Source organism: Microbacterium sp. USTB-Y, assembly GCF_023703415.1.
Lineage (GTDB): Bacteria > Actinomycetota > Actinomycetes > Actinomycetales > Microbacteriaceae > Microbacterium.
On record NZ_JAGMTU010000003.1, the window covers coordinates 363,050 to 381,748 of the forward strand.

Sequence of the window (18,699 nt, forward strand, 5' to 3'; positions counted from 1 at the left end):
TCATCTCCTCACCCAAGAAAGGCGATAGTTCATTTTGCGTGCATATCCAGGCTGCGCGCACGCACGATCCCGAGCACGGCCTGCGCGGTATCATCACGAACGACCAAAGCGCGCAGTTTGTCTTCTAGACCAGACACGAACGTCGCAGTCGCTGTGGGAACCACAACCTTGATGGTCGCCAGGGGTGCTGGGAGCAGGCAAAGAACAAGGCGTTCGTCCACATTCAGTGCGGACCAAATGATGTCGGCCTGCTCGACAGCCTCTACCCGCTCTCCGGGTTCCTCCAGCAGGGAGGCATCGCTGTCGGGAAGGTCATCGTCAAACAGCAGGTAGAGGTCGGGGTCGCCGAGCTCGAAGTGCTCGACAAGTGCGCAGGCAAGCTCCCGAGCCCGCATCGCGCCCCCTGCTTCGCTCAGAATCGCGTGGGCGGCATCGCTTAGGCACCGCCTATTGTGCGCGGAGGTGGGTCCGCCTTCGTTCAGGACGCTGATGACACCTACCATGCGCAGGCCGGGGGCGGCGAGTAACTCTCGCCAGTCTCCGCTGAAGATGCTCTCGCCGAGCGCGGGGAGAGTCCACCCATCCTGCCCTGCGAGGACGGCCTTCGCGTCGAGGATGCTATCAGCGGGCAGGATCCCCTTCAGCCGCTTCTGCAGCCGACCGGGAGCAGTCGCTCGCGCCCAGTCGATGAGCGCACGCGCGATAGCGCGGAACGCAAGGTTCTCGAAGGACTCGTCGTCGGTGGCCAGGGCGTAGAGCTTTACGGCCGTGGCATGCCCTTTGTGTTCAAGGAAGTACGAGTGAAACCACTCGCTTGAGGCCTCTCGTGACCACGACTTGTACCCGGGCGGCGGCGGGTACCAGGAAGCTGCTCGCGGAATGAGGTCGATGAATAGTGCATACGTGACGGGGCCCATCTCCCCGTCACGATCCATCTCCTCGTAAGGCGAACCCATGCCACCCTCCCCAGCTTCTACGCCGTTGCACGCACGCCTCCCACAGCGTCACCGCTATCGATACTGGCCTCTCGGTGGGCGCGTGGCAACGTCTGTGCTCAGGTCTGCCGTGCGGGGACAGCAGATGCTGTCCCCGCAGCAGTGATTAGGCGAGGCGGATCAACTTCCACGTAACACCCTTGTTCGCGTAGGGCGGCATGATGTTGCCCTTCGCGATGGGGGCGGTGGTCGAAGGCGTACCCTGGACCTGCCAGACGCCGGACTCCGGGCAACGCTCCCCGGTTCTTGCGGTGATGCCAACAGACATTGTCGATCCTTAAGTGCTGACCTGCCGGGCGCTTCGGGCCTCGGTCAGGTGATGGTTTCCCATCTACCTAGCCCAGACGTACTGACTCCGGCACGGTCGCGCGCACACCGAAGAAGGCCCCTGCGTAGCTCTTCACCGAAGGCATCAACGGATGAAAGCTCCTGCTGAGAAGGGGCACCGCCGCTCATCTGGACGTGCAATGCGTCAACGTCCGGCAGGATCAGAGTGTGCTGTCCACCATAGACGTCATCGATGCGTACCTCACCGGCCGAGACGACGCGGATTTCACCACCGTAGCCGGCCGAGATTTGGAATCGTTCGGCGAGCGAGTGAGAGAGTTTTCGACGCACCACACACCTGACATCGACCAAAGGAACCACCCGGTCTACCTCGGAGGATGGCCGTCCGCAAACTTCGCCCTCCTCGGTGGCGACATGATCCTGACCAGTTTGCTGTACAGCGGTCAGGTGCTTGTGAGGGACCCCATCGCCGACTGGTTCTCCGTCGAGCAGTACCGCGTCGAGCACATGATGAGCGCACGACGAGGCTTTCACCCGCCTGACGAGGATGCAGAGACTAGGACTCGGCGTACGCGCGCGTTCCTCGCCACGGTCGTTCCGCAGCTTATGCGCATGAGGCCGCTCATCGAAGCAGGCATCGTCGTACCTGTCCCGTCTGAGCCATTGTATTTCCGGGAACGCGGTCGAATCGACCGCCTGCGTCGGGACATCGAAAGCCATCTAGCCATGGATCCGGTGCACTACGCCGCACGGTTCAACGCGGAAGAGATCGCGACCGAGGACAACGTCCGCGGCTACTTTCCGATGGCACCGGGGCCTGACCCGGCGCCGCAGGTTCGACGAGCCCTTAGCCACGGCGTCCGCTACTTCGCCCGCGAGTTCAGCCTCGCCGACAACTACGGTGTCACCTACACAGCCCCGTTCGCGCACGAACGCTACCTCTGCCAGGAGGGCGTGAGCCGGCTCGTGGGAACTTCATCGCGCGTAGTCGACGCCGTCCTACGCTCGGGACTCCCCGTGTTCCACGACCTGACCCCCGAAGTCATCCGTGACGTGCATGACGATGACGCCTTCGGTGAGTTCCGTGCAACGCTGCATCAGGTCTATCAAGGCACTCCGGTCGAGGACCCCGCGGCGGCGGCGGCCTATATCCGCGACCAGGAGAACGCACTCTTGCAGCCCCTCATCACGCAGGGCGAGCGAGCAGCATCCCGCGGATTCCTCGCTCGGCTGGGCGCATCACTATCTCAGAACAAGTTCGCCATCGCGGCGGCTCTTGCCACAGACGTGACTGTCGGGACGCTGGGGGCGGCGACTGCCATCGCCGTCGCCGGGACATTCGCCGACGACGCCATCAGGTCGCGGCGCGATGAGGGTCCGGTACGAATCTGGTCGTCACTGGTCGCTCACAACCAGCGCGTCAGCGATGAGGTGAGAGGAGTACAGCACATGCCCGCCGCGCCCAGCGTGGAGGCCACACCGTGGGGCATCCCCCGCGAACCGGGGATGAGTATTTCCGTCACTGCGGGTCAGCTGATCTGGGACGCCGACCCACGCCTCCTCGCAGACACGGACGAGGACGCCCGTGCACAACTCGGCGTATACGGACCCTGCCGATGCGGGAGCGGGAGGAAGTATAGGTTCTGCTGCGCAGGGGTCCGATGACTCACCAGTCAGGGCATCGGCGACAGATCTCCTGGGACCTAGTTCGCCCGCGCGTGGATCGATCCGGCGGTCAGCGAAGAGGCACCCAATCGTGCCGTTGCCGGTTCTCCCCGTCCCGCCAACAGACAAGAGCTGGGCTGTACATGAGGTCCAACCCGCCGACGCCGTCTTGCCGCGGCGGGCCTATCATCTCTGCCCGAGGGCCAGTGCCGCGGAGCGGCGCGTGCTCGCCAGCCGCTAGCGACCCGTCGACAACCGCGCCGGTGATGGGCTCACCGGGCGATTCGTAGCGTCGCTTCACGCCGTTGCGGACGATACGAAGGGCGGCGCGGCGGTCTTTGCGCGCCAGGGGTACACCCCACGCGAATACCTGAATGCCGTGGGCTGCAGACCCACCCTCGTTCTTGATGAGTCGAGGTTGCCCTTGAGTCGCTGGCAAGAAAGCAAACGCCGCGGGTCGAGGCTTCGTGCGTTCGAGATGCAAGATTATCGCTTGCCAGCCGGTGAATGCGGCTGCCAGCAGCGCGAAGAACGCAGCCAGCGAAGACACCACCAAGGCGAGCTCGGCGATGTGGTTGGCCGTCTCGGCAGCATCCGTCATGTTGCGCACCCACCCAAACTAGCCGCCGGCATGGCGCGCCTTCGAGGCGCCCGGCGTGGTAAGTCGGCGGGCCCTCACCGGTGGCGGCTCTCCGGCTTGAGAGTCCTCATCCTTCTTGCACTTCAAACAGACTGTTCCGGTGCCAGTCGATCTGCGTTCTCAACCAGTCACAGCTTGACGCACAGGAGCATAAAAACTCCTTTGAACTGGGCTTTGTCCCGCTCGATTTGTCTGGAGTAGCTGTGGAACTCCCTTCCGAGCGGATCGCAGAGAACCGCATGAACTTCAGTCCGAACAACAGGGTAAGTGCGGCTCAGTAGTCCGGGATAGATTTGGAAGTGACATCCACTCCCGCCCCGTCCGCGGATCCCCGCCACCGGCGCTCCCCGTCGCAGAGCCGAGCGGATCCGCACCCTGCACCGCCGGTTCCCGATCCGCGTCTGTTGCTGTTCGGATCCGGAGTCTAGGATCTCTGGCGAGCGAGGCATTCCGCCGAGCCGGAGCGAAGGAGTTCCCTATGGCCGACTGGGCCGCTGACGTCAAGATCTACCGCCCCAACGCCGATGACGCGGCGATCGAGGGCCTCCTCAAGACCTACCGGCTCGTGATGAGCAGCCAGGACTCGGCCTACGTCGCGTTCTCGGACGCCGACGAGGTCGCGACCGTCAAGACCAACTTCCTCAAGGGCAAGCTCGGCCTCACCGAGTCGGACGCCGTGCTCGACGCCGCGCTCGACGAGGTCAAGGAGACGATGAAGGCGGACCGCACGAAGAGCCGCATCACGGTCTACTACCTGCTCGCGGAGAAGTTCGGCAAGCTGGGCGACTTCCACTGAGCGCCTGCTCCACCGCCTGACGAGGGGGTCGCATCCACGCGAGCGGGTGCGACCCCCTTCGTCGTCCGGGATCGGACGCCGGAGCGCGCCGTTCCTCGCCATACTGGCCTCATGGCCTCCCCCACCGAGCATCGCGCGCACTTCGGCTTCGACATCGCCTTCGCCAACGGCGGAGGGATGCACGGCGAGGGATTCCGGCTCGACCTGCCCTCCCCCGATCTCGACGCCGACGCCGTCGGCCTGCTGCTGGTGCGCCATCTGGGACTCGCGCTCGTGGAATCGGTGACACTGCACGACCTCGAGATCGTCGTCGAGCCGCATCGCGGCAGCCGCGGCGTGGAGTCGCCGGCCGGCGCCGACCGGCGCATCGTCGACCTCTCGCACCCGATCCGCGCCGGGCTCATCACCTACCCCGGTCTGCCGGCGCCGACGATCACGCCGTTCCTCACCCGCGCGGACTCCCGGGCGAAGTACGCACCGGGCACCGAGTTCGCGATGGACGTCATCACGATGATCGGCAACACCGGCACCTACATCGACTCGCCGTTCCACCGCTATGCGGACGGCGGCGACCTGTCGTCCCTCCCGCTGGAGCGCCTCGTCGACCTGCCCGCCGAGGTCTTCCACCTCACCGACGCCTGGTCGGCCGATCGCCGCGGGATCGCACCGGAGACTCTGGCCGATCGCGACCTCCGCGGCACCGCGGTGCTGCTGCACACCGGCTGGGACCGTCTCTTCGGCACCCCGGAGTACGCCCACGGCGCCCCGTTCCTCACCGGCGCGGCGGCGCAGGCGCTCGTCGACGCCGGGGTCGCGCTGGTCGGCATCGACTCCCTCAACATCGACGACACCGAGTCCGGCGGCGAGCGTCCGGCGCACACGATCCTGCTCGCGGCGGGGATCCCGGTCGTCGAGCACCTCGCGAACCTGGGCTCGCTCCCGGCGCGGGGCGCCCGGTTCACCGCCGCCCCGCCCGCCGTCGCCGGCTTCGGCACATTCCCGGTGCGCGCGCACGCGATCGTCTAGGACGGATCCCGCCCCGCGGGCGGGACCGCCGACGACCGGCCCGACACGGCCCCCGCCGTCAGAGCCCCTCGATCGACCCCTCGAACCCGATCGTCGTCTCGATCGTGGGCGGCGGGATCGGGCCGCCGTCGTCCTCGTCCACGGGCGGACCGGCGGAGGGGCGCTCCTGCTCCTCGGCCTGGTCCTCGAACTCCTCGTCGTCGTGACCCATCTCGTCCTCCTTCGCGACGGACGGGTGCGAGACGCGTGCGCTCAGCCGATCCGGCTCGGCCGGAGCCGGATCCCGCCCTCTCCCGGCAGAGTAGGTCGGCATCCGCGGGCGCACAAGGCCCCACGATCCTCGCCCCCCTCCCCAGGGAAGCCCTCGCCCTCGCCCTCGCCCCTCCCCCGGGGAGCCCTCGCCCTCGCCCCCGCCCCTCCCCAGGGAAGCCCCGTCCCGGGAAGCCCTCGCCCCGGGAAGTCGGATGCCCGGGGTAGCGTGACCCCATGTCCTCACGATCCGCCGTCACCCTCCGGGCCCGCACCGATGCCGACCTCGACGCCCTCTACCTGATCGCGTCGGACCTCGACACCTGGGAGGAGCGCAACCCCGGCCGGCCCGCGGCCCGCACACGGGAGGCCTGGCAGGCCCGCATGGTCGAACGCGACACGGATCCGGCCTACAGCCTGAACTTCGTCATCGACGTCGATGGCGAGGCGGTCGGCAACGTCGGCCTCTTCGAGGTGGACGAGCTCGCGCGGCACGCCGAAGTCGGCATCGCCCTCGTCCCGTCGGCGCGCGGCAGAGGCATCGGCACCGAGGCCATGGCGCAGATGCTCGAGTTCGCCTTCGTGCGGGGCAACCTGCGCCGGGTGCACCTCGAGGTGATCGCATCGAACGCCGCGGCGATCCGCTCCTACGAGAAAGCGGGCTTCGTCGTCGAGGGACGCCAGCGCGAGCACGCCTGGGTGCGCGGCCAGTACGAGGACATCGTGCGGATGGGGATCCTGCGTTCCGAGTGGAGCGGCGCCCCCGCGGCCTGAGGCCGCGCCGTCGTGCGGGAACGCGGAAGGGCCTCGCAGCCCGGCGGACCGTCGCCGTTGTAGCGTCGGAGCAGACCGCGATCGAAGGGGATCCGCATGGCGACGCACAGCGTGACGAACCAGGCTCCGGCGCGCGAGGACCTGGACGAGTACTCGCTCGACCTGCCCCTCGTCGAGGGCGTGCGGCGGCACGGCGCGGCGTGGGCCGAGCCCGAGCTCATCGCGACCGGGACGCTGGTCGGATCCGCCGGATTCCAGCACGACGCGGAGCTCGCCGACGTGCACGAGCCGGAGCTCGTCGCGTTCGACCGCTGGGGCCACCGCATCGACGAGGTCGAATACCACCCCTCCTACCACCGCGTCATCGGCGCCGCCGTCGCCGCCGGAGCCCACACCGCCGCCTGGGCGGATCCGGTCCCCGGCGCACAGGTCGCCCGGGCCGCGCAGTTCCTGCTGTTCGCCCAAGTGGAGCCGGGGCACGCCTGCCCGGTCTCGATGACGCATGCGGTGGTACCCGCGCTGCAGCAGTTCGGGTCGGCCGGGCTGCAGGAGGAATGGATCCCGCGGCTGCTCTCCCGCGACTACTCGCCCGCTCTCGCGCCAGGCAAGACCTCCGCCCTGTTCGGCATGGCGATGACCGAGAAGCAGGGCGGATCCGATGTCCGCGCGAACCGGACATCCGCTGTGCCGGCCGGCGACGGATCCTGGATCCTCACCGGACACAAGTGGTTCTGCTCCGCGCCGATGTCGGACGGCTTCCTCGTGCTCGCCCAGGCCCCCGCCGGGCTCAGCTGCTTCCTCGTGCCGCGCGTGCTGCCCGACGGCGCCCGCAACCCGTTCCTCATCCAGCGCCTCAAGGACAAGCTCGGCAACCGGGCGAACGCGTCGAGCGAGGTCGAGTTCGACGGCACGGTCGGCCGGCTGCTCGGCGAGGAGGGCCGCGGGGTCCGCACGATCATCGAGATGGTCAACCAGACCCGGCTGGACTGCATGCTCGGCACGGCTGCCGGCATGCGCCAGGCCACGGCCGAGGCGGTCTGGCATGCGCAGCATCGCGCGGCGTTCGGCGCACTGCTGGTCGATCAGCCGGCGATGACGCAGGTGCTCGCCGACCTCGCGGTCGAGACCGAGGCCGCGATCACCGCGTCCCTGCGGGTCGCGGCCGCCTACGAGGCCGACGCCCCTGCGGCGGACGAGCCCTTCCGACGGCTCGCCACGGCCGTATTGAAGTACTGGATCTGCAAGCGCGGACCCGGCCACGCGTACGAAGCCCTGGAGTGCCTCGGCGGCAACGGGTACACCGAGGCGTTCCCGCTCGCCCGCCGCTACCGCGAGCAGCCCGTGATGGCGGTGTGGGAGGGATCCGGCAACGTCATCGCGCTCGACGTGCTGCGCGCGATCGCCCGGGAGCCCGAGACCGCCGACGCCCTGTTCGCCGAGGTGCGTCTCGCCGAGGGCGCGGACGCCCGCCTCGACGCCCATGTCGCGGACACCGAGCGGTTGCTCCGGGAGGCGCAGCGCGACCCGGCGTCCGCCGAGGCGCAGGCCGGCGCGCGCCGGCTCACCGAGGCCCTCGCCGTGGCGCTGCAGGGATCGCTGCTCGTCCGGCACGCCCCGAACGGGGTCGCCGACGCGTTCGCCTCGTCCCGCCTGGGCGGGTCGCGCGGGTTCCTCTACGGCGCCGCACCGGCCGCGGCGGCACGCGCGATCGTGGCGCGCGCCGCCGGGATCCCGGGCTGAGCCGCTCAGAGCGCCGCGATGATGTCCTCCACGCGCTGCTTGGCGTCGCCGAACAGCATCTGCGCGTTCTCGCGGAAGAACAGCGGGTTCTGCACGCCCGCGTAGCCCGCGGCCATCGAGCGCTTGAACACGATCACGTTCTCGGCCTCCCACACCCGCAGCACCGGCATGCCGGCGATCGGGCTGCCCGGGTCCTCGGACGCGGCGGGGTTGACCGTGTCGTTCGCGCCGATGACGAGCACCACGGAGGTCGACGCGAGGTCGTCGTTGATCTCCTCCATACTCAGCACGATGTCGTACGGCACCTTCGCCTCGGCGAGCAGCACGTTCATGTGGCCGGGCAGACGCCCCGCGACGGGGTGGATCCCGAAGCGCACGTCGACACCGCGCTCGCGCAGCTTGGACACGAGGTCGGCGACGGGGTACTGCGCCTTCGCGACCGCCATGCCGTAGCCCGGGGTGATCACCACGCTCTTCGCGGAGGTGAGCATGTCGGCGGCGCCCTCCGCGGTGATCTCGCGGTGCTCGCCCTGCTCCTCATCGCCCGACGCGGATGCCACGATCCCGAAGCCGCCGGCGATGACCGACAGGAACGAGCGGTTCATCGCCTTGCACATGATGTACGAGAGGTACGCACCGCTGGATCCGACCAGCGCGCCGGTGACGATGAGCAGGTCGTTGTTGAGCAGGAAGCCCGCCGCCGCGGCCGCCCAGCCGGAGTAGCTGTTCAGCATCGAGACGACGACCGGCATGTCGCCGCCGCCGATCGAGGCGACGAGGTGCCAGCCGAGGGCGAACGCGAGCACGGTGATCGCGATGAGCAGCCACAGCTGCTGGTCGATCACGAACCACACCGTGAGCACCAGGAAGGCGACCAGGGCGAGGATGTTCAGCACGTTCTTGCCCGGCAGCATGAGCGGCTTGGAGGAGATCCGCGCCGAGAGCTTGAGGTAGGCGACGATGGATCCGGTGAAGGTCACGCCTCCGATGAAGATGCCGATGAAGACCTCGGCGTTGTGGATCCCGACCAGTTCCGGCGCGATCTCCGCGTGTGCGAGGTGACCGTTCCAGCCGACCAGCACCGCGGCGAGGCCGACGAAGCTGTGCAGCAGGGCGATGAGCTCGGGCATGCCCGTCATCTCGACCACCCTGGCGCGCCAGAGTCCGATCCCGGCCCCCACGACCACGGCGACCAGCAGGAACACCAGTCCGATCACGGCGCCGCCGGACCAGGCGTGCGCGACGGTGAGCGAGACGGTCGCCACGAGCGCGATCGCCATCCCCGACACGCCGAAGATCACGCCGGAGCGCGCGGTCTCGTGCTTGCTGAGCCCCGCGAGGCTCAGGATGAACAGCAGTGCCGCGACGATGTACGCGGCGGTGGAGAGAGCCCCGACGGTCACTTCTGGCCGCCCTTCGTGAACATGGCGAGCATGCGGCGGGTGACCGCGAACCCTCCGAAGATGTTGATGGATGCGAGCAGCACCGCGACGGCGGCGAGCACCTGGACGACGGGATCCGGATCCGTGATCTGCAGCATCGCGCCGACCACGATCACGCCGGAGATGGCGTTGGTCACCGACATGAGCGGCGTGTGCAGCGCGTGGTGCACCTTGCCGATCACGTAGAAGCCGATCACCACCGACAGGGTCAGCACGGTGAAGTGCTGCGGCAGCGGCGCGGGAGCGAAGGCGTTCACCGCGAAGAGCGCGGCGATCCCGAGCACGATGAGCAGCGCCTTGCGGCCTGCGGACATGCTCTTCTTCGCGGGCGCTTCGACCGGGGTCGAGGCCACGGGGGCCTTCGCCGGAGCGGCGGCGACCTGCACGGGGGGCGGCGGCCAGGTGACGGCGCCGTCGCGCACGACCGTGACGGAGCGCTGCACGACGTCGTCGAAGTCGATCGCGAGCACGCCGTCCTTGCCCGGTGTGAGCAGGGCGACGAGGTTGGCGACGTTCGTTCCGTACAGCTGCGAGGCCTGGGCGGCCAGGCGCGAGGCGAGGTCGGTGTAACCGAGGATGATCACGCCGTTCTCGGTGACGATGCGCTCGCCCGCGACGGATCCCTCGACGTTGCCGCCCTGGCCCGCCGCCATGTCGACGATCACACTGCCGGGCTTCATCGCGGCGACGTCCGACGCGGTGATCAGCCGGGGCGCCGCGCGGCCCGGGATGAGCGCCGTCGTGATGATGATGTCGACGTCGGCGGCCTGCTCGGTGTAGATCTCCGCGGCGCGGCGGTCGTACGCCTCGCTCGTGGCCTTGGCGTATCCGTCCGCGGACTTCTCCACCGCCACGTCGACGGGCAGATACTCACCGCCGATCGAGGTGACCTGATCCGCCACCTCGGGACGCGGATCCGTCGCGCGCACGATCGCGCCCAGGCTCGACGCCGCGCCGATCGCCGCGAGGCCGGCGACACCGGCGCCCGCGACGAGCACCTTCGCCGGCGGCACCTTGCCCGCAGCGGTCACCTGGCCGGTGAAGAACCGGCCGAACTCGTGCGCGGCCTCGACCACGGCGCGATAGCCGGCGATGTTCGCCATCGAGCTCAGCACGTCCATCGACTGCGCTCGCGAGATGCGCGGCACGGCGTCGAGGGCGAGGGCGGTGATGCCGCGCTGGGCCAGGGACTCCACGAGGTCGGGACGCAGCGCCGGGGAGAGCAGCGCGATGAACGTCGCCCCGTCCGAGAGCAGGGCGATCTGCTCCGGATCGGGCGCCGTGATCGCGAGCACGATCTCGCTGCCCCACGCCCGCTCCCGTTCGACCAGCGTCGCCTCCGCGGCCGCGTAGGCCTCGTCGGGGTACGACGCGGCGGATCCCGCTCCGCGCTCCACGACCACCTGGTGGCCGAGCTTGCGCAGCGTCGCGACCGTTGCGGGGGTCGCGGCCACGCGCGCCTCGCCCGCAGGCTCGCGCACGATGCCGATGACTGCCATTGCTACCTCCTCTGCGCCCGTCCTCTGCGACGGGCGATGTGCGCATCACTGCGCGGTCGGGCGGCCTCGCCCGGACAACCTGCTCAGAGTACTGAGCCGTCCGGCGGCGATCGCTGGACTTTTCGCGATCTTACGCACAAAGAATCGCGGATCTTTGCACCCTGGCAACGATGCGTACCTCCGCTCAGCCTGCGCGAGGACCCCGCAGGCGGCGGGCGCAGCGGCGACCCCGGTCCGAACTCGATCACGATGCCCGCCGATCGCCGCAAGCCTCGCGATCCGACCCGAATCGACCGAGTTCGGAACGCCGCACGACGAGGACGTCGCCGTAGGCTCGAGGTCATGGCACCGGATCCGCGGCTCAGAGCACTACTCGGCGACTGGACGGGGACGGAGGAGCTCTTCCCCACGGCGTGGACGGATGCCGGATCCGCCCGAGGCGCCCTCAGCATCGAGCCCGGCCCCGACGGGATCCTGATCGACTACGTCGAGGCGCGCGACGGCGCCGAGGGTGCGCCGCTCGTCGCGCACGCGGTGATCGCCGGGGAGGGGTTCTGGTGGTTCGACACCTACGGCTTCACACCCGCCGCCCCGGGGACGGCGGTCTGGGAGGACGACGCGCTGCTGCTGGACCGTCGCTCCGACCGCGGGCGCACGGTGACCCGGCTGCGCGTGCAGGGCGACCGGCTGCTGCTCGAGCTCGACACCGCCGTCCCCGCCGATGCGGAGCTGGCACCCCTCGTGCGCGGGACGTACGCCCGGCAGGCCGAGCAGTCCTGACCCGACCGGGGACGCCCCCAGGGCGCACCGACCACGCCCGCTCCGCTCAGTCCTCGTCGGGAGGGCCGAACAGTCCCTTGCCGTGCTTGTGGAGCAGGTTGTAGGCATCCAGGAACGTCTGCGGCTGCTTGTCCTCGGGCAGGCCGTAGCGCGCGAGCAGCAGCCCGAGCAGGCCCTGCGCGGGCGGGGTCAGCGGCTTCGTCGCGTGCGCGTGCGCCGGGTGCGGCGGCTTCGACTCCGGGTTCGGGGGCAGATACCGCGAGGTCGTCACGGGCCAGTCCGCCGGGTGGCGGGGCTTCTCCAGGTTGATGATCTCGAACAGTCCGTTCGCGGTCGCGTCGCGGCGGGTCAGCGGGGTGAGCCCGTGCAGCCGGGTGAGCGTGGCGATGACCGATCCGTGATGCATCTCGTCGTGGATGATCGTTCCCTTGCGGGTGTAGGCGGACACGGCGATCGCGGGGACGCGGCAGCCGAGGCGGTCGAACTCGAACCCCATCTCGCCGGCGCCCGAGTTGTCCGGCGGCGTGGCCTTGGGCGGGACGACATGGTCGTAGGTGCCGCCGTGCTCGTCGAAGGTGACCAGCAGCAGGGTGTTGACCGCGTTGGATCCCTGCGGCGACGCGCTGCGGCGGATCGCGTCGTAGATGTCGTGCACGAGGTCGTCTCCGGCGCGCACATCCGAGAACGCGCTGTTGATGATCTCGGATCCGTCGACGTCGCTCTCCCTGCGCGCCCCGAACGGCGGGTGGAAGTCGTTGTGGTCGTAGATCATGCGCGGCTCGACGAAGGCGTACGCCGGCAGCTCGCCGTGCTCGACGTCGGCGTAGAAGTCGTCCATCGTGCCGAAGTGCTCGGTCCGCCAGAACTTCTCGAGCACCGGAGCATGCAGCACGCCGGTGAACGAGACCATCTGCACCTCGTCGAAGTAGACCTTCCAGCTCAGCCCCGCCTCCTCGAGACGGTTGAAGATCGTCGGCGACTTCGGCGCGTTCAGCCACTTGTCGTAGTCGCCCCCTTCGTGGTTCGTGACGAACCCGTGCGAGGTCGAGGCGTTGAAGAAGGTGCGGTTGCAGAACGTCTGCGACGGCACCGCGCAGAACCAGTGGTCGAAGACCGCGAACTCGCGCGCGAGCGTCGAGACCGTCGGCAGCATCTCGGGCGAGAACGAGCCCATGATGCGCTTGCGCTCCTCCTCCGTGGGCTCCTTGCCGTGCTTGAGCCGCAGGAGGTTCACCTGGTAGTCGGTGACGAAGCCGCTCATGGTGGGCGTCTCGCCCGGACCCGGGTGGTTGTACGGCGCGCGGAAGCCGCCCTCGTACAGGTCGGCGTTCTCGGCCGGATCGATCACGTTGTACAGCTGCGTGTTGACGTGCGGATACATCTCGCCCGGATCCGGATCCGGCCAGGTCATGATCTGGTCGGTCGGGCCCTCGTAGACGTGCGCGTCGTAGCGCACGCCGTCGAGCTCGTTGAAGTACTCGCCGAAGTCGAGCCCGTCGAACTCCTCCCCCTCGGGCAGGGTCTCCTTCGTGTAGAGGTAGCCGAGCAGGTTGTCGAAGGAGCGGTTCTCTCCCATCAGCACCACGATGTGGTCGAATCCAGGGGCGTGCCGCGGGGCCAGCTGACCGTAGTCGGAGAGCGCCTCGTCGAAGCCGCTGCGCTGGCCGAGCGCGTACCCGGCCACCGCTCCCGCGCCGCCGCCGACGACCGCCCCCGCGGCGGTCAGGCCACCGAGACGGAGGAAATCGCGACGCGACCGGCGGGCGGCGGACGGCGCCTCCGCGTCCGCTGCGGCATCGCCGGCGTCCGCCGTCGGTGTGCCGACGGGCTGGGGCTCGTCCTGCGAGGCCGGGGAACTCTTTCTCGCCATGCGGCGATCCTACTGAGCGCCGGGGGCGCCGGACCCCCGTCAGTCCCCGCTCCGGTGGCCGCAGACCCCGAGGGCTATAGTTCTCCTGTCCCGCCCCGTGATGACGCCGCCCTGGACTGGAGCCGCGATGACCTGGTTCTTCAAGCTGAACGTCATCGACGGCCCCCTCCCGCTCACCGTCTGGGGGGTGACGATCCTCGCCGCGATCCTCCTGCTCGTCCGGCGTCCCACGCCGTCCTGGCTGTGGCGGATCGTGATCGCGGCGGCTGTCGGGATCGGGCTGGGCGTCGCGCTCGTGACCTTCGTGAACGCGACCCACCTCTTCGGCCCCGCCCTGCCGTTCGCCTGCGGGTTCTGGATCCCCGGAGGGTTCGCCGCGATCCTCCTCGGCATCGTCTCGCTGTGGGAGCGCGGAGTGTGGCGCAAGATAGTCGCGGCGCTGCTCGTGCTCCTCGCCCTGCTCTCGACGGCGCTCGGCGTCAACGCCGCCTTCGGCATCAACACCACCGTCGGCTCCGTGCTCGGCATCGCCTCCGACGACAAGATCGACGTGCTGCCCGAGCCCGTCCCGACCGAGTCGTCGAGCGGACCGCTGTACAAGACCTGGAGCCCGCCGGCCGACATGCCCAAGACCGGCGAGACCGCGGTGCTCAGCGGCACCCACGCGATCGCGTCGACCGGCGGGTTCACCCCCCGCGACGCGCTCCTCTACCTGCCGCCCGCCGCGCGCACGGCCAACCCGCCGCGACTCCCCCTGATCGTCATGATGATGGGCCATCCGGGATCCCCGAACGCCACGTTCATCGCGAAGGCCCTGGACGACCTCGCCGCGAAGAACAAGGGCCTCGCGCCCATCGTCATCGTCGCGGATCAGCTCGGGCCCGGGGGCGAGCTGGACACGGGCCCGGACCCGGTCTGCGCGAAGACGGCCGCCTACGGCGATGTCCCCGCCTATTTCAACGTCGACATCCCCGCCTTCGCGACGAAGAACCTGAACGTCAGCCTCGACCACCGGGACTGGACGATCATGGGCTACTCCAACGGGGGCGCCTGCGCCTTCACGTGGGCCACCCGCCATCCCGACATCTGGGGCAACGTGGTCAGCATCTCGCCGGACGAGTACCCCGGCGTGGAATGGCGTGCCGGGGCGATCAAGAAGCTCTTCGGCGGGGACGAGGCGGCCTTCGACGCCCTCCGGCCCGAGGCGGGGATCGCGGAGAACCGGGGACGGTTCGCCGGCCATCTCGCGGTGTTCACCGTCGGCGGAGCGGATCCGGGCTTCCTCCCCGGTGCGAAGCGCAACGCCCGGCTCGCGGAGGAGGCGGGCTTCACCACGACGTTCCACGAGGTACCGGGCGCCGGGCACGTGGCCGACGCCCTCGACGGCGGCATCCCGTTCGCCATGGCCCTGCTGTACCGGCACCTCGGGCTCTCCGCCCCGTGACCCGTCGCCGGGCGTCGAGGGCCGGTGACCTCGGGGCCGTGCGCCCGCTCAGCCCTGGGCCACGCGCCGCTTCTCGAGCGCCCGCAGCGCGAACGGCGCCGCGACGCCGTGCAGCAGGATGCTGCCGACGACGGTGACGACCATGACCAGCAGCACCGCGTCGGCCTCGACGCTGTCGGTCTCGAAGGCGTTGTACGCGAGCAGGCCGAAGACGACGGAGGCCGTGCCGCGCGGTCCGAGCAGCCCGATGCGCACACGATCGCCGCGGCTGACGGAGCTGCCCAGGAGCGACAGGTACACCGGCCCGAGCCGCAGCAGGGTGAGCGCGAGGAGGGCGAGCACCAGGATCCGCCAGTCGAACGACGACGTGAAGGCGACGAGGGCGGCCCCGCCGAGCATGAACCAGACGAAGTTCGCCGTGAGGGTGCCGACCTCTTCGACCAGCAGCAGCTCGGAATGCGGGATCACCCGCTCCTGCATGCCGCGCGTGCGCGCGACGCGGTAGATGAGGCCCGCGACGAACGCCGCCACGAAGCCGTTGGCCTCGATCGCCGGGATCGTCGCGATGGCGTAGGCGATGAGCGGGAGCAGCAGCATGGCGTAGCGCGCGCCGCCCTCGTTCGCGATGCCCCGACTGCGGGCCGCCCGGAGCGCCAGGCCGATGACGCCGCCCAGCACGACGCCGATCACGATCGCCGTGACCGTCGCGGGCACCGCGTTGACGAACGCCTCCGCGAACTTCTCGGCGCTGTGACCGAGATCCTTGTCGTCCACGGTGACCGTGTCGGATCCGGTCGCGACCATCTTCTCGACGAGCGGGGCGATGACGACGGCGATGGGCAGCGCCATGCCGAAGATCGGGGAGACCAGGCCGTCGTTGTAGCCGCTCTCCACGTTCAGGATCGCCCTGATGCGCTCCGGCAGCAGCCTGCTGCGCAGCAGGCGCGTCGCCGGGGCGAAATCGGTCGGCATGATCACGCAGGCGATGACCACGGCGGCCACCAGCGCCTCGGGGAGGAGGAAGGCTCCGGCGATGGCGGTGAGGATGAGCGACAGCGGCAGCGCGATGAGCACGAGGCGCGCGGTCACCCTGCCCTCACCGCCGAAGATGCCGCCGCGCACCTCGGTCGCGTCGGCGAAGAGGAGGATCGACAGGATGACCTCGACGATCTTCTCGGTGATCGGGGCGTCCAGGGCGGCCGCGTAGGTCGGCAGGTCCCACACCGTGGTGGCGGCCCCCAGCACGAGCAGCATCGCCGGTCCCGCCACGCCCCACCGCTCGAAGCGATGGGACACGATCGACCACAGCAGCACGGCGGTGAGACCGAAGAGCACGAGCGGGGGCATCCGGTTCCTTCCGTGGCGACGATCAGAGAGTACCGCGGCCCGGGCGCGCCTGCTCCCGGGCCGTCTGCACGGCGACGTCGATCAGCTCCCGCCCTGCCATCGGCAGATCCCGCGCTCCGCCGCGCCAGAGGGCGGTGATCGGCCGGACCACCGGCTCGCCGGTCGTGCGCACGGCGCGCAGCCGGCCGAGGCGGATGTCGTCCGCCGCCTCCCTGCGGCTCAGGACGGCGGCCCCCAGCCCGTCGGCGACGGCCGAGCGCACGGCCGCGGAGGTCGGCAGCACCACCGCCGGCTCCGCGGCGTCGCGGCCGAGCCGCCGTCGCACCTCGTCCTCCCACGCGCGCCGGGTGCCGCTGCCCTGCTCGCGGGCCACGAGCGGCTCCGCGGCGGCCTTCTCGAAGGCGACGGGGCCCTGGCCGCTCCACGGGTGCTCCGGCGCGACCACGAGGACGAGCTCGTCGCTGTCGACCGTGGTGGTGCCGAGGTCGGACGGCACCTCGCTCGACTCGATGAACGCGAGGTCGGCGTGCCCGTCGCGCACGAGCGCCTCCGCATCGGTGCTGTTGCCGGAGAGGAGTTGCACGGCCGTCGGCGTCCGCCCCGCGGCGACCTGGTTCCGGCGCAGCGCCACGAGCCAGAGCGGCAGCAGCCGCGCCGACACCGTCTGACTCGCGGCGACCGTGAGCCGGGCGGCGCTCTCGCCGCGCAGCGTGCGGGTCGCCGTGCGGAAACGCGCGGCCGCGGCGAGCACGTCGTCGGCCCAGGAGGCGACGACCTCTCCCTCCAGGGTCGGACGGGTCCCGGACGGGGCGCGGTGGAACAGCGACAGACCGAGCTGGCGCTCCACGGCGCGCAGGCGCGTGGAGGCGGACTGCTGGGTCACCCCGGTCTCGCGCGCGGCGGCCGAGATGGATCCGGTGCGCACGACGGCGACCAGCAGTTCGAGCGAGCCGAGGTCCGGCATCGATCCGTCCGTCATCGTCACCCCACAGTCTCTGCCTGTACCCCTATCGAGCCTAGCCGGATACCGCGGAAGGCGCAGGCGGACGAGCCTGGATCCATGATGTTCCGCCCCGCCCGCACCCTTCCGGCCCGTCTCGCCCTGCGCGGGGTCGAGGTGCTGCCGGGGCTGGCGCTCACCGTGCCGATCGCCATCGTCGCCACCCTCATCGGCGCCGCGGTGCCCGTGCTCGGCTCTGCCCTCCCCGCGATCGTGATCGGAGTGGTCGTCGCCGTGATCCGACACCCCGGAGCGCGGTTCGCGCCCGGGGTCGAGTACTCCGGGAAGTTCCTGCTGCAGGTGGCCGTGGTGCTGCTGGGCGCTCAGCTCTCGCTCGAGGCGATCCTGCGGGTCAGCGCGGAGTCGCTGCCCGTGATGCTGTCCACCCTCGTCGTGTGCCTCCTCGCCGCGTGGCTGATCGGTCGGGCGCTGCACGTCGCGCCGCGGCTGCGCACCCTGATCGGGGTGGGCACGGGGATCTGCGGCGCCTCGGCGATCGCCGCCGTCGCCCCGGTCATCGGCGCTCTCAGCGCCGAGGTGTCCTACGCGGTGTCGACGATCTTCGTGTTCAACATCCTCGCCGTCGTGCTCTTCCCCCTGCTCGGCCACGCACTCGGGCTGGATCCGCACACCTTCGGGCTGCTGGCCGGCACCGCGGTGAACGACACGAGCAGCGTGGTCGCGACGGCGAGCGTCTTCGGCGCCGCGGCGCTGGGCTTCGCGGTCGTGGTGAAGCTGGTGCGCACGCTGATGATCATCCCGATCTCGGTGGGGCTGTCCGTGATCGAGTCGCGCAGGGCCGCCGACGGCCGGCGGATGACGCTGCGCGGCGTGGCCGGCCTGGTGCCGTGGTTCCTCGTGGGGTTCCTGGTCGTCGCGGTGCTCGGATCCCTCGGGGCGATCCCGGCGGGGCCGCGTGAGGCGATGGTGCACGCCAGCGGATTCCTCATCGCCACCGCCATGGCCGGCATCGGGTTGTCCACGGATGCGGCAGCGCTGCGCCGCGCCGGCTGGCGACCGCTCGTGCTCGGTGCGATCCTCTGGATCCTCGTCACCGCGACCGCCCTCGCGGTGATCTCCCTGACCGGCGCCGGGCGCTGACCGCCCCCGGTGAGGTCGGTCCTGCCGTGGTTCAGGTCGCGAT

17 protein-coding genes are annotated in these 18,699 nt (G+C 70.0%); 8 read left to right on the forward strand and 9 right to left on the reverse strand.

The features are described from left to right. Positions 1–29: 29 nt before the first annotated feature. Positions 30–956, reverse strand: a complete 927-nt coding sequence (locus J8G10_RS08920) for a hypothetical protein (RefSeq protein WP_251443353.1) — start codon at positions 954–956, stop codon at positions 30–32. Positions 957–1,101: 145 nt separating this feature from the next. Next, positions 1,102–1,263, reverse strand: a complete 162-nt coding sequence (locus J8G10_RS08925) for a hypothetical protein (protein ID WP_251443357.1) — start codon at positions 1,261–1,263, stop codon at positions 1,102–1,104. Between the two features lie 227 nt (positions 1,264–1,490). Here J8G10_RS08925 and J8G10_RS08930 point away from each other — a divergent pair, with 227 nt between their 5' ends. Beyond that, a complete protein-coding gene (locus J8G10_RS08930; RefSeq protein ID WP_251443360.1) occupies positions 1,491–2,948 on the forward strand; it encodes a hypothetical protein in 1,458 nt (485 codons plus the stop codon). A gap of 70 nt (positions 2,949–3,018) precedes the next feature. Here J8G10_RS08930 and J8G10_RS08935 read toward each other — a convergent pair whose 3' ends face one another. Continuing rightward, complete coding sequence (locus J8G10_RS08935) at positions 3,019–3,558, reverse strand: hypothetical protein (protein WP_251443363.1); 540 nt, start codon at positions 3,556–3,558, stop codon at positions 3,019–3,021. A 508-nt stretch (positions 3,559–4,066) separates the two neighbouring features. On the opposite strand from J8G10_RS08935, the gene J8G10_RS08940 reads away from it, so the two are divergent. Both J8G10_RS08940 and J8G10_RS08945 read left to right on the forward strand, forming a co-directional pair. Beyond that, positions 4,067–4,384 (forward strand): DUF2853 family protein, encoded by a 318-nt coding sequence (locus tag J8G10_RS08940; protein WP_251443366.1) that lies wholly within the window; start codon positions 4,067–4,069, stop codon positions 4,382–4,384. 111 nt (positions 4,385–4,495) lie between these two features. Beyond that, positions 4,496–5,410 (forward strand): cyclase family protein, encoded by a 915-nt coding sequence (locus tag J8G10_RS08945; protein WP_251443369.1) that lies wholly within the window; start codon positions 4,496–4,498, stop codon positions 5,408–5,410. A 58-nt stretch (positions 5,411–5,468) separates the two neighbouring features. Here J8G10_RS08945 and J8G10_RS08950 read toward each other — a convergent pair whose 3' ends face one another. Beyond that, on the reverse strand, positions 5,469–5,621 hold the full coding sequence (locus J8G10_RS08950; protein ID WP_251443372.1) for a hypothetical protein: 153 nt from the start codon (positions 5,619–5,621) through the stop codon (positions 5,469–5,471). A gap of 275 nt (positions 5,622–5,896) precedes the next feature. Here J8G10_RS08950 and J8G10_RS08955 point away from each other — a divergent pair, with 275 nt between their 5' ends. Both J8G10_RS08955 and J8G10_RS08960 read left to right on the forward strand, forming a co-directional pair. Then, positions 5,897–6,433 (forward strand): GNAT family N-acetyltransferase, encoded by a 537-nt coding sequence (locus J8G10_RS08955; RefSeq protein WP_251443375.1) that lies wholly within the window; start codon positions 5,897–5,899, stop codon positions 6,431–6,433. Between the two features lie 96 nt (positions 6,434–6,529). Further along, positions 6,530–8,173: an acyl-CoA dehydrogenase family protein gene (locus tag J8G10_RS08960; RefSeq protein ID WP_251443378.1), complete on the forward strand. Its 1,644-nt coding sequence runs from the start codon at positions 6,530–6,532 to the stop codon at positions 8,171–8,173. A 5-nt stretch (positions 8,174–8,178) separates the two neighbouring features. On the opposite strand, the gene pntB is transcribed toward J8G10_RS08960, so the two are convergent. Next, positions 8,179–9,576, reverse strand: coding sequence for a Re/Si-specific NAD(P)(+) transhydrogenase subunit beta (pntB, locus tag J8G10_RS08965; protein ID WP_251443382.1), 1,398 nt, complete (start codon positions 9,574–9,576; stop codon positions 8,179–8,181). Continuing rightward, complete coding sequence (locus J8G10_RS08970; RefSeq protein ID WP_251443385.1) at positions 9,573–11,114, reverse strand: Re/Si-specific NAD(P)(+) transhydrogenase subunit alpha; 1,542 nt, start codon at positions 11,112–11,114, stop codon at positions 9,573–9,575. The genes pntB and J8G10_RS08970 overlap by 4 nt, the downstream gene beginning before the upstream one ends. Positions 11,115–11,456: 342 nt before the next feature. Here J8G10_RS08970 and J8G10_RS08975 point away from each other — a divergent pair, with 342 nt between their 5' ends. Further along, complete coding sequence (locus J8G10_RS08975; RefSeq protein WP_251443388.1) at positions 11,457–11,894, forward strand: hypothetical protein; 438 nt, start codon at positions 11,457–11,459, stop codon at positions 11,892–11,894. A gap of 46 nt (positions 11,895–11,940) precedes the next feature. Here the strand turns inward: J8G10_RS08975 and J8G10_RS08980 are convergent, their stop codons facing one another. Beyond that, positions 11,941–13,764, reverse strand: coding sequence for an alkaline phosphatase family protein (locus tag J8G10_RS08980; protein WP_251443391.1), 1,824 nt, complete (start codon positions 13,762–13,764; stop codon positions 11,941–11,943). 127 nt (positions 13,765–13,891) lie between these two features. Between J8G10_RS08980 and J8G10_RS08985 the strand changes: the two genes are divergently transcribed. Further along, positions 13,892–15,208 carry an esterase family protein gene (locus J8G10_RS08985; protein ID WP_251443394.1) on the forward strand — a complete coding sequence of 439 codons (1,317 nt, stop codon included), beginning with the start codon at positions 13,892–13,894 and terminating at the stop codon, positions 15,206–15,208. A 48-nt stretch (positions 15,209–15,256) separates the two neighbouring features. Here J8G10_RS08985 and J8G10_RS08990 read toward each other — a convergent pair whose 3' ends face one another. Continuing rightward, on the reverse strand, positions 15,257–16,555 hold the full coding sequence (locus J8G10_RS08990; RefSeq protein ID WP_251443397.1) for a cation:proton antiporter: 1,299 nt from the start codon (positions 16,553–16,555) through the stop codon (positions 15,257–15,259). Positions 16,556–16,577: 22 nt separating this feature from the next. Then, entirely contained in the window at positions 16,578–17,534 is a 957-nt protein-coding gene (locus J8G10_RS08995) for a LysR family transcriptional regulator (protein ID WP_251443400.1), read from the reverse strand. Positions 17,535–17,615: 81 nt separating this feature from the next. Here J8G10_RS08995 and J8G10_RS09000 point away from each other — a divergent pair, with 81 nt between their 5' ends. Beyond that, positions 17,616–18,656, forward strand: coding sequence for a YeiH family protein (locus J8G10_RS09000; RefSeq protein ID WP_251443402.1), 1,041 nt, complete (start codon positions 17,616–17,618; stop codon positions 18,654–18,656). Positions 18,657–18,699: the final 43 nt, after the last annotated feature.

Bases quoted from the DNA above. Each gene is read 5' to 3' on its own strand.
- J8G10_RS08920 (WP_251443353.1), bottom strand. From the start codon at position 956: ATGGGTTCGCCTTACGAGGAGATGGATCGTGACGGGGAGATGGGCCCC.
- J8G10_RS08925 (WP_251443357.1), bottom strand. From the start codon at position 1,263: ATGTCTGTTGGCATCACCGCAAGAACCGGGGAGCGTTGCCCGGAGTCC.
- J8G10_RS08940 (WP_251443366.1), top strand. From the start codon at position 4,067: ATGGCCGACTGGGCCGCTGACGTCAAGATCTACCGCCCCAACGCCGAT.
- J8G10_RS08945 (WP_251443369.1), top strand. From the start codon at position 4,496: ATGGCCTCCCCCACCGAGCATCGCGCGCACTTCGGCTTCGACATCGCC.
- J8G10_RS08950 (WP_251443372.1), bottom strand. From the start codon at position 5,621: ATGGGTCACGACGACGAGGAGTTCGAGGACCAGGCCGAGGAGCAGGAG.
- J8G10_RS08955 (WP_251443375.1), top strand. From the start codon at position 5,897: ATGTCCTCACGATCCGCCGTCACCCTCCGGGCCCGCACCGATGCCGAC.
- J8G10_RS08960 (WP_251443378.1), top strand. From the start codon at position 6,530: ATGGCGACGCACAGCGTGACGAACCAGGCTCCGGCGCGCGAGGACCTG.
- J8G10_RS08970 (WP_251443385.1), bottom strand. From the start codon at position 11,114: ATGGCAGTCATCGGCATCGTGCGCGAGCCTGCGGGCGAGGCGCGCGTG.
- J8G10_RS08975 (WP_251443388.1), top strand. From the start codon at position 11,457: ATGGCACCGGATCCGCGGCTCAGAGCACTACTCGGCGACTGGACGGGG.
- J8G10_RS08980 (WP_251443391.1), bottom strand. From the start codon at position 13,764: ATGGCGAGAAAGAGTTCCCCGGCCTCGCAGGACGAGCCCCAGCCCGTC.
- J8G10_RS08985 (WP_251443394.1), top strand. From the start codon at position 13,892: ATGACCTGGTTCTTCAAGCTGAACGTCATCGACGGCCCCCTCCCGCTC.
- J8G10_RS08990 (WP_251443397.1), bottom strand. From the start codon at position 16,555: ATGCCCCCGCTCGTGCTCTTCGGTCTCACCGCCGTGCTGCTGTGGTCG.
- J8G10_RS08995 (WP_251443400.1), bottom strand. From the start codon at position 17,534: ATGACGGACGGATCGATGCCGGACCTCGGCTCGCTCGAACTGCTGGTC.
- J8G10_RS09000 (WP_251443402.1), top strand. From the start codon at position 17,616: ATGATGTTCCGCCCCGCCCGCACCCTTCCGGCCCGTCTCGCCCTGCGC.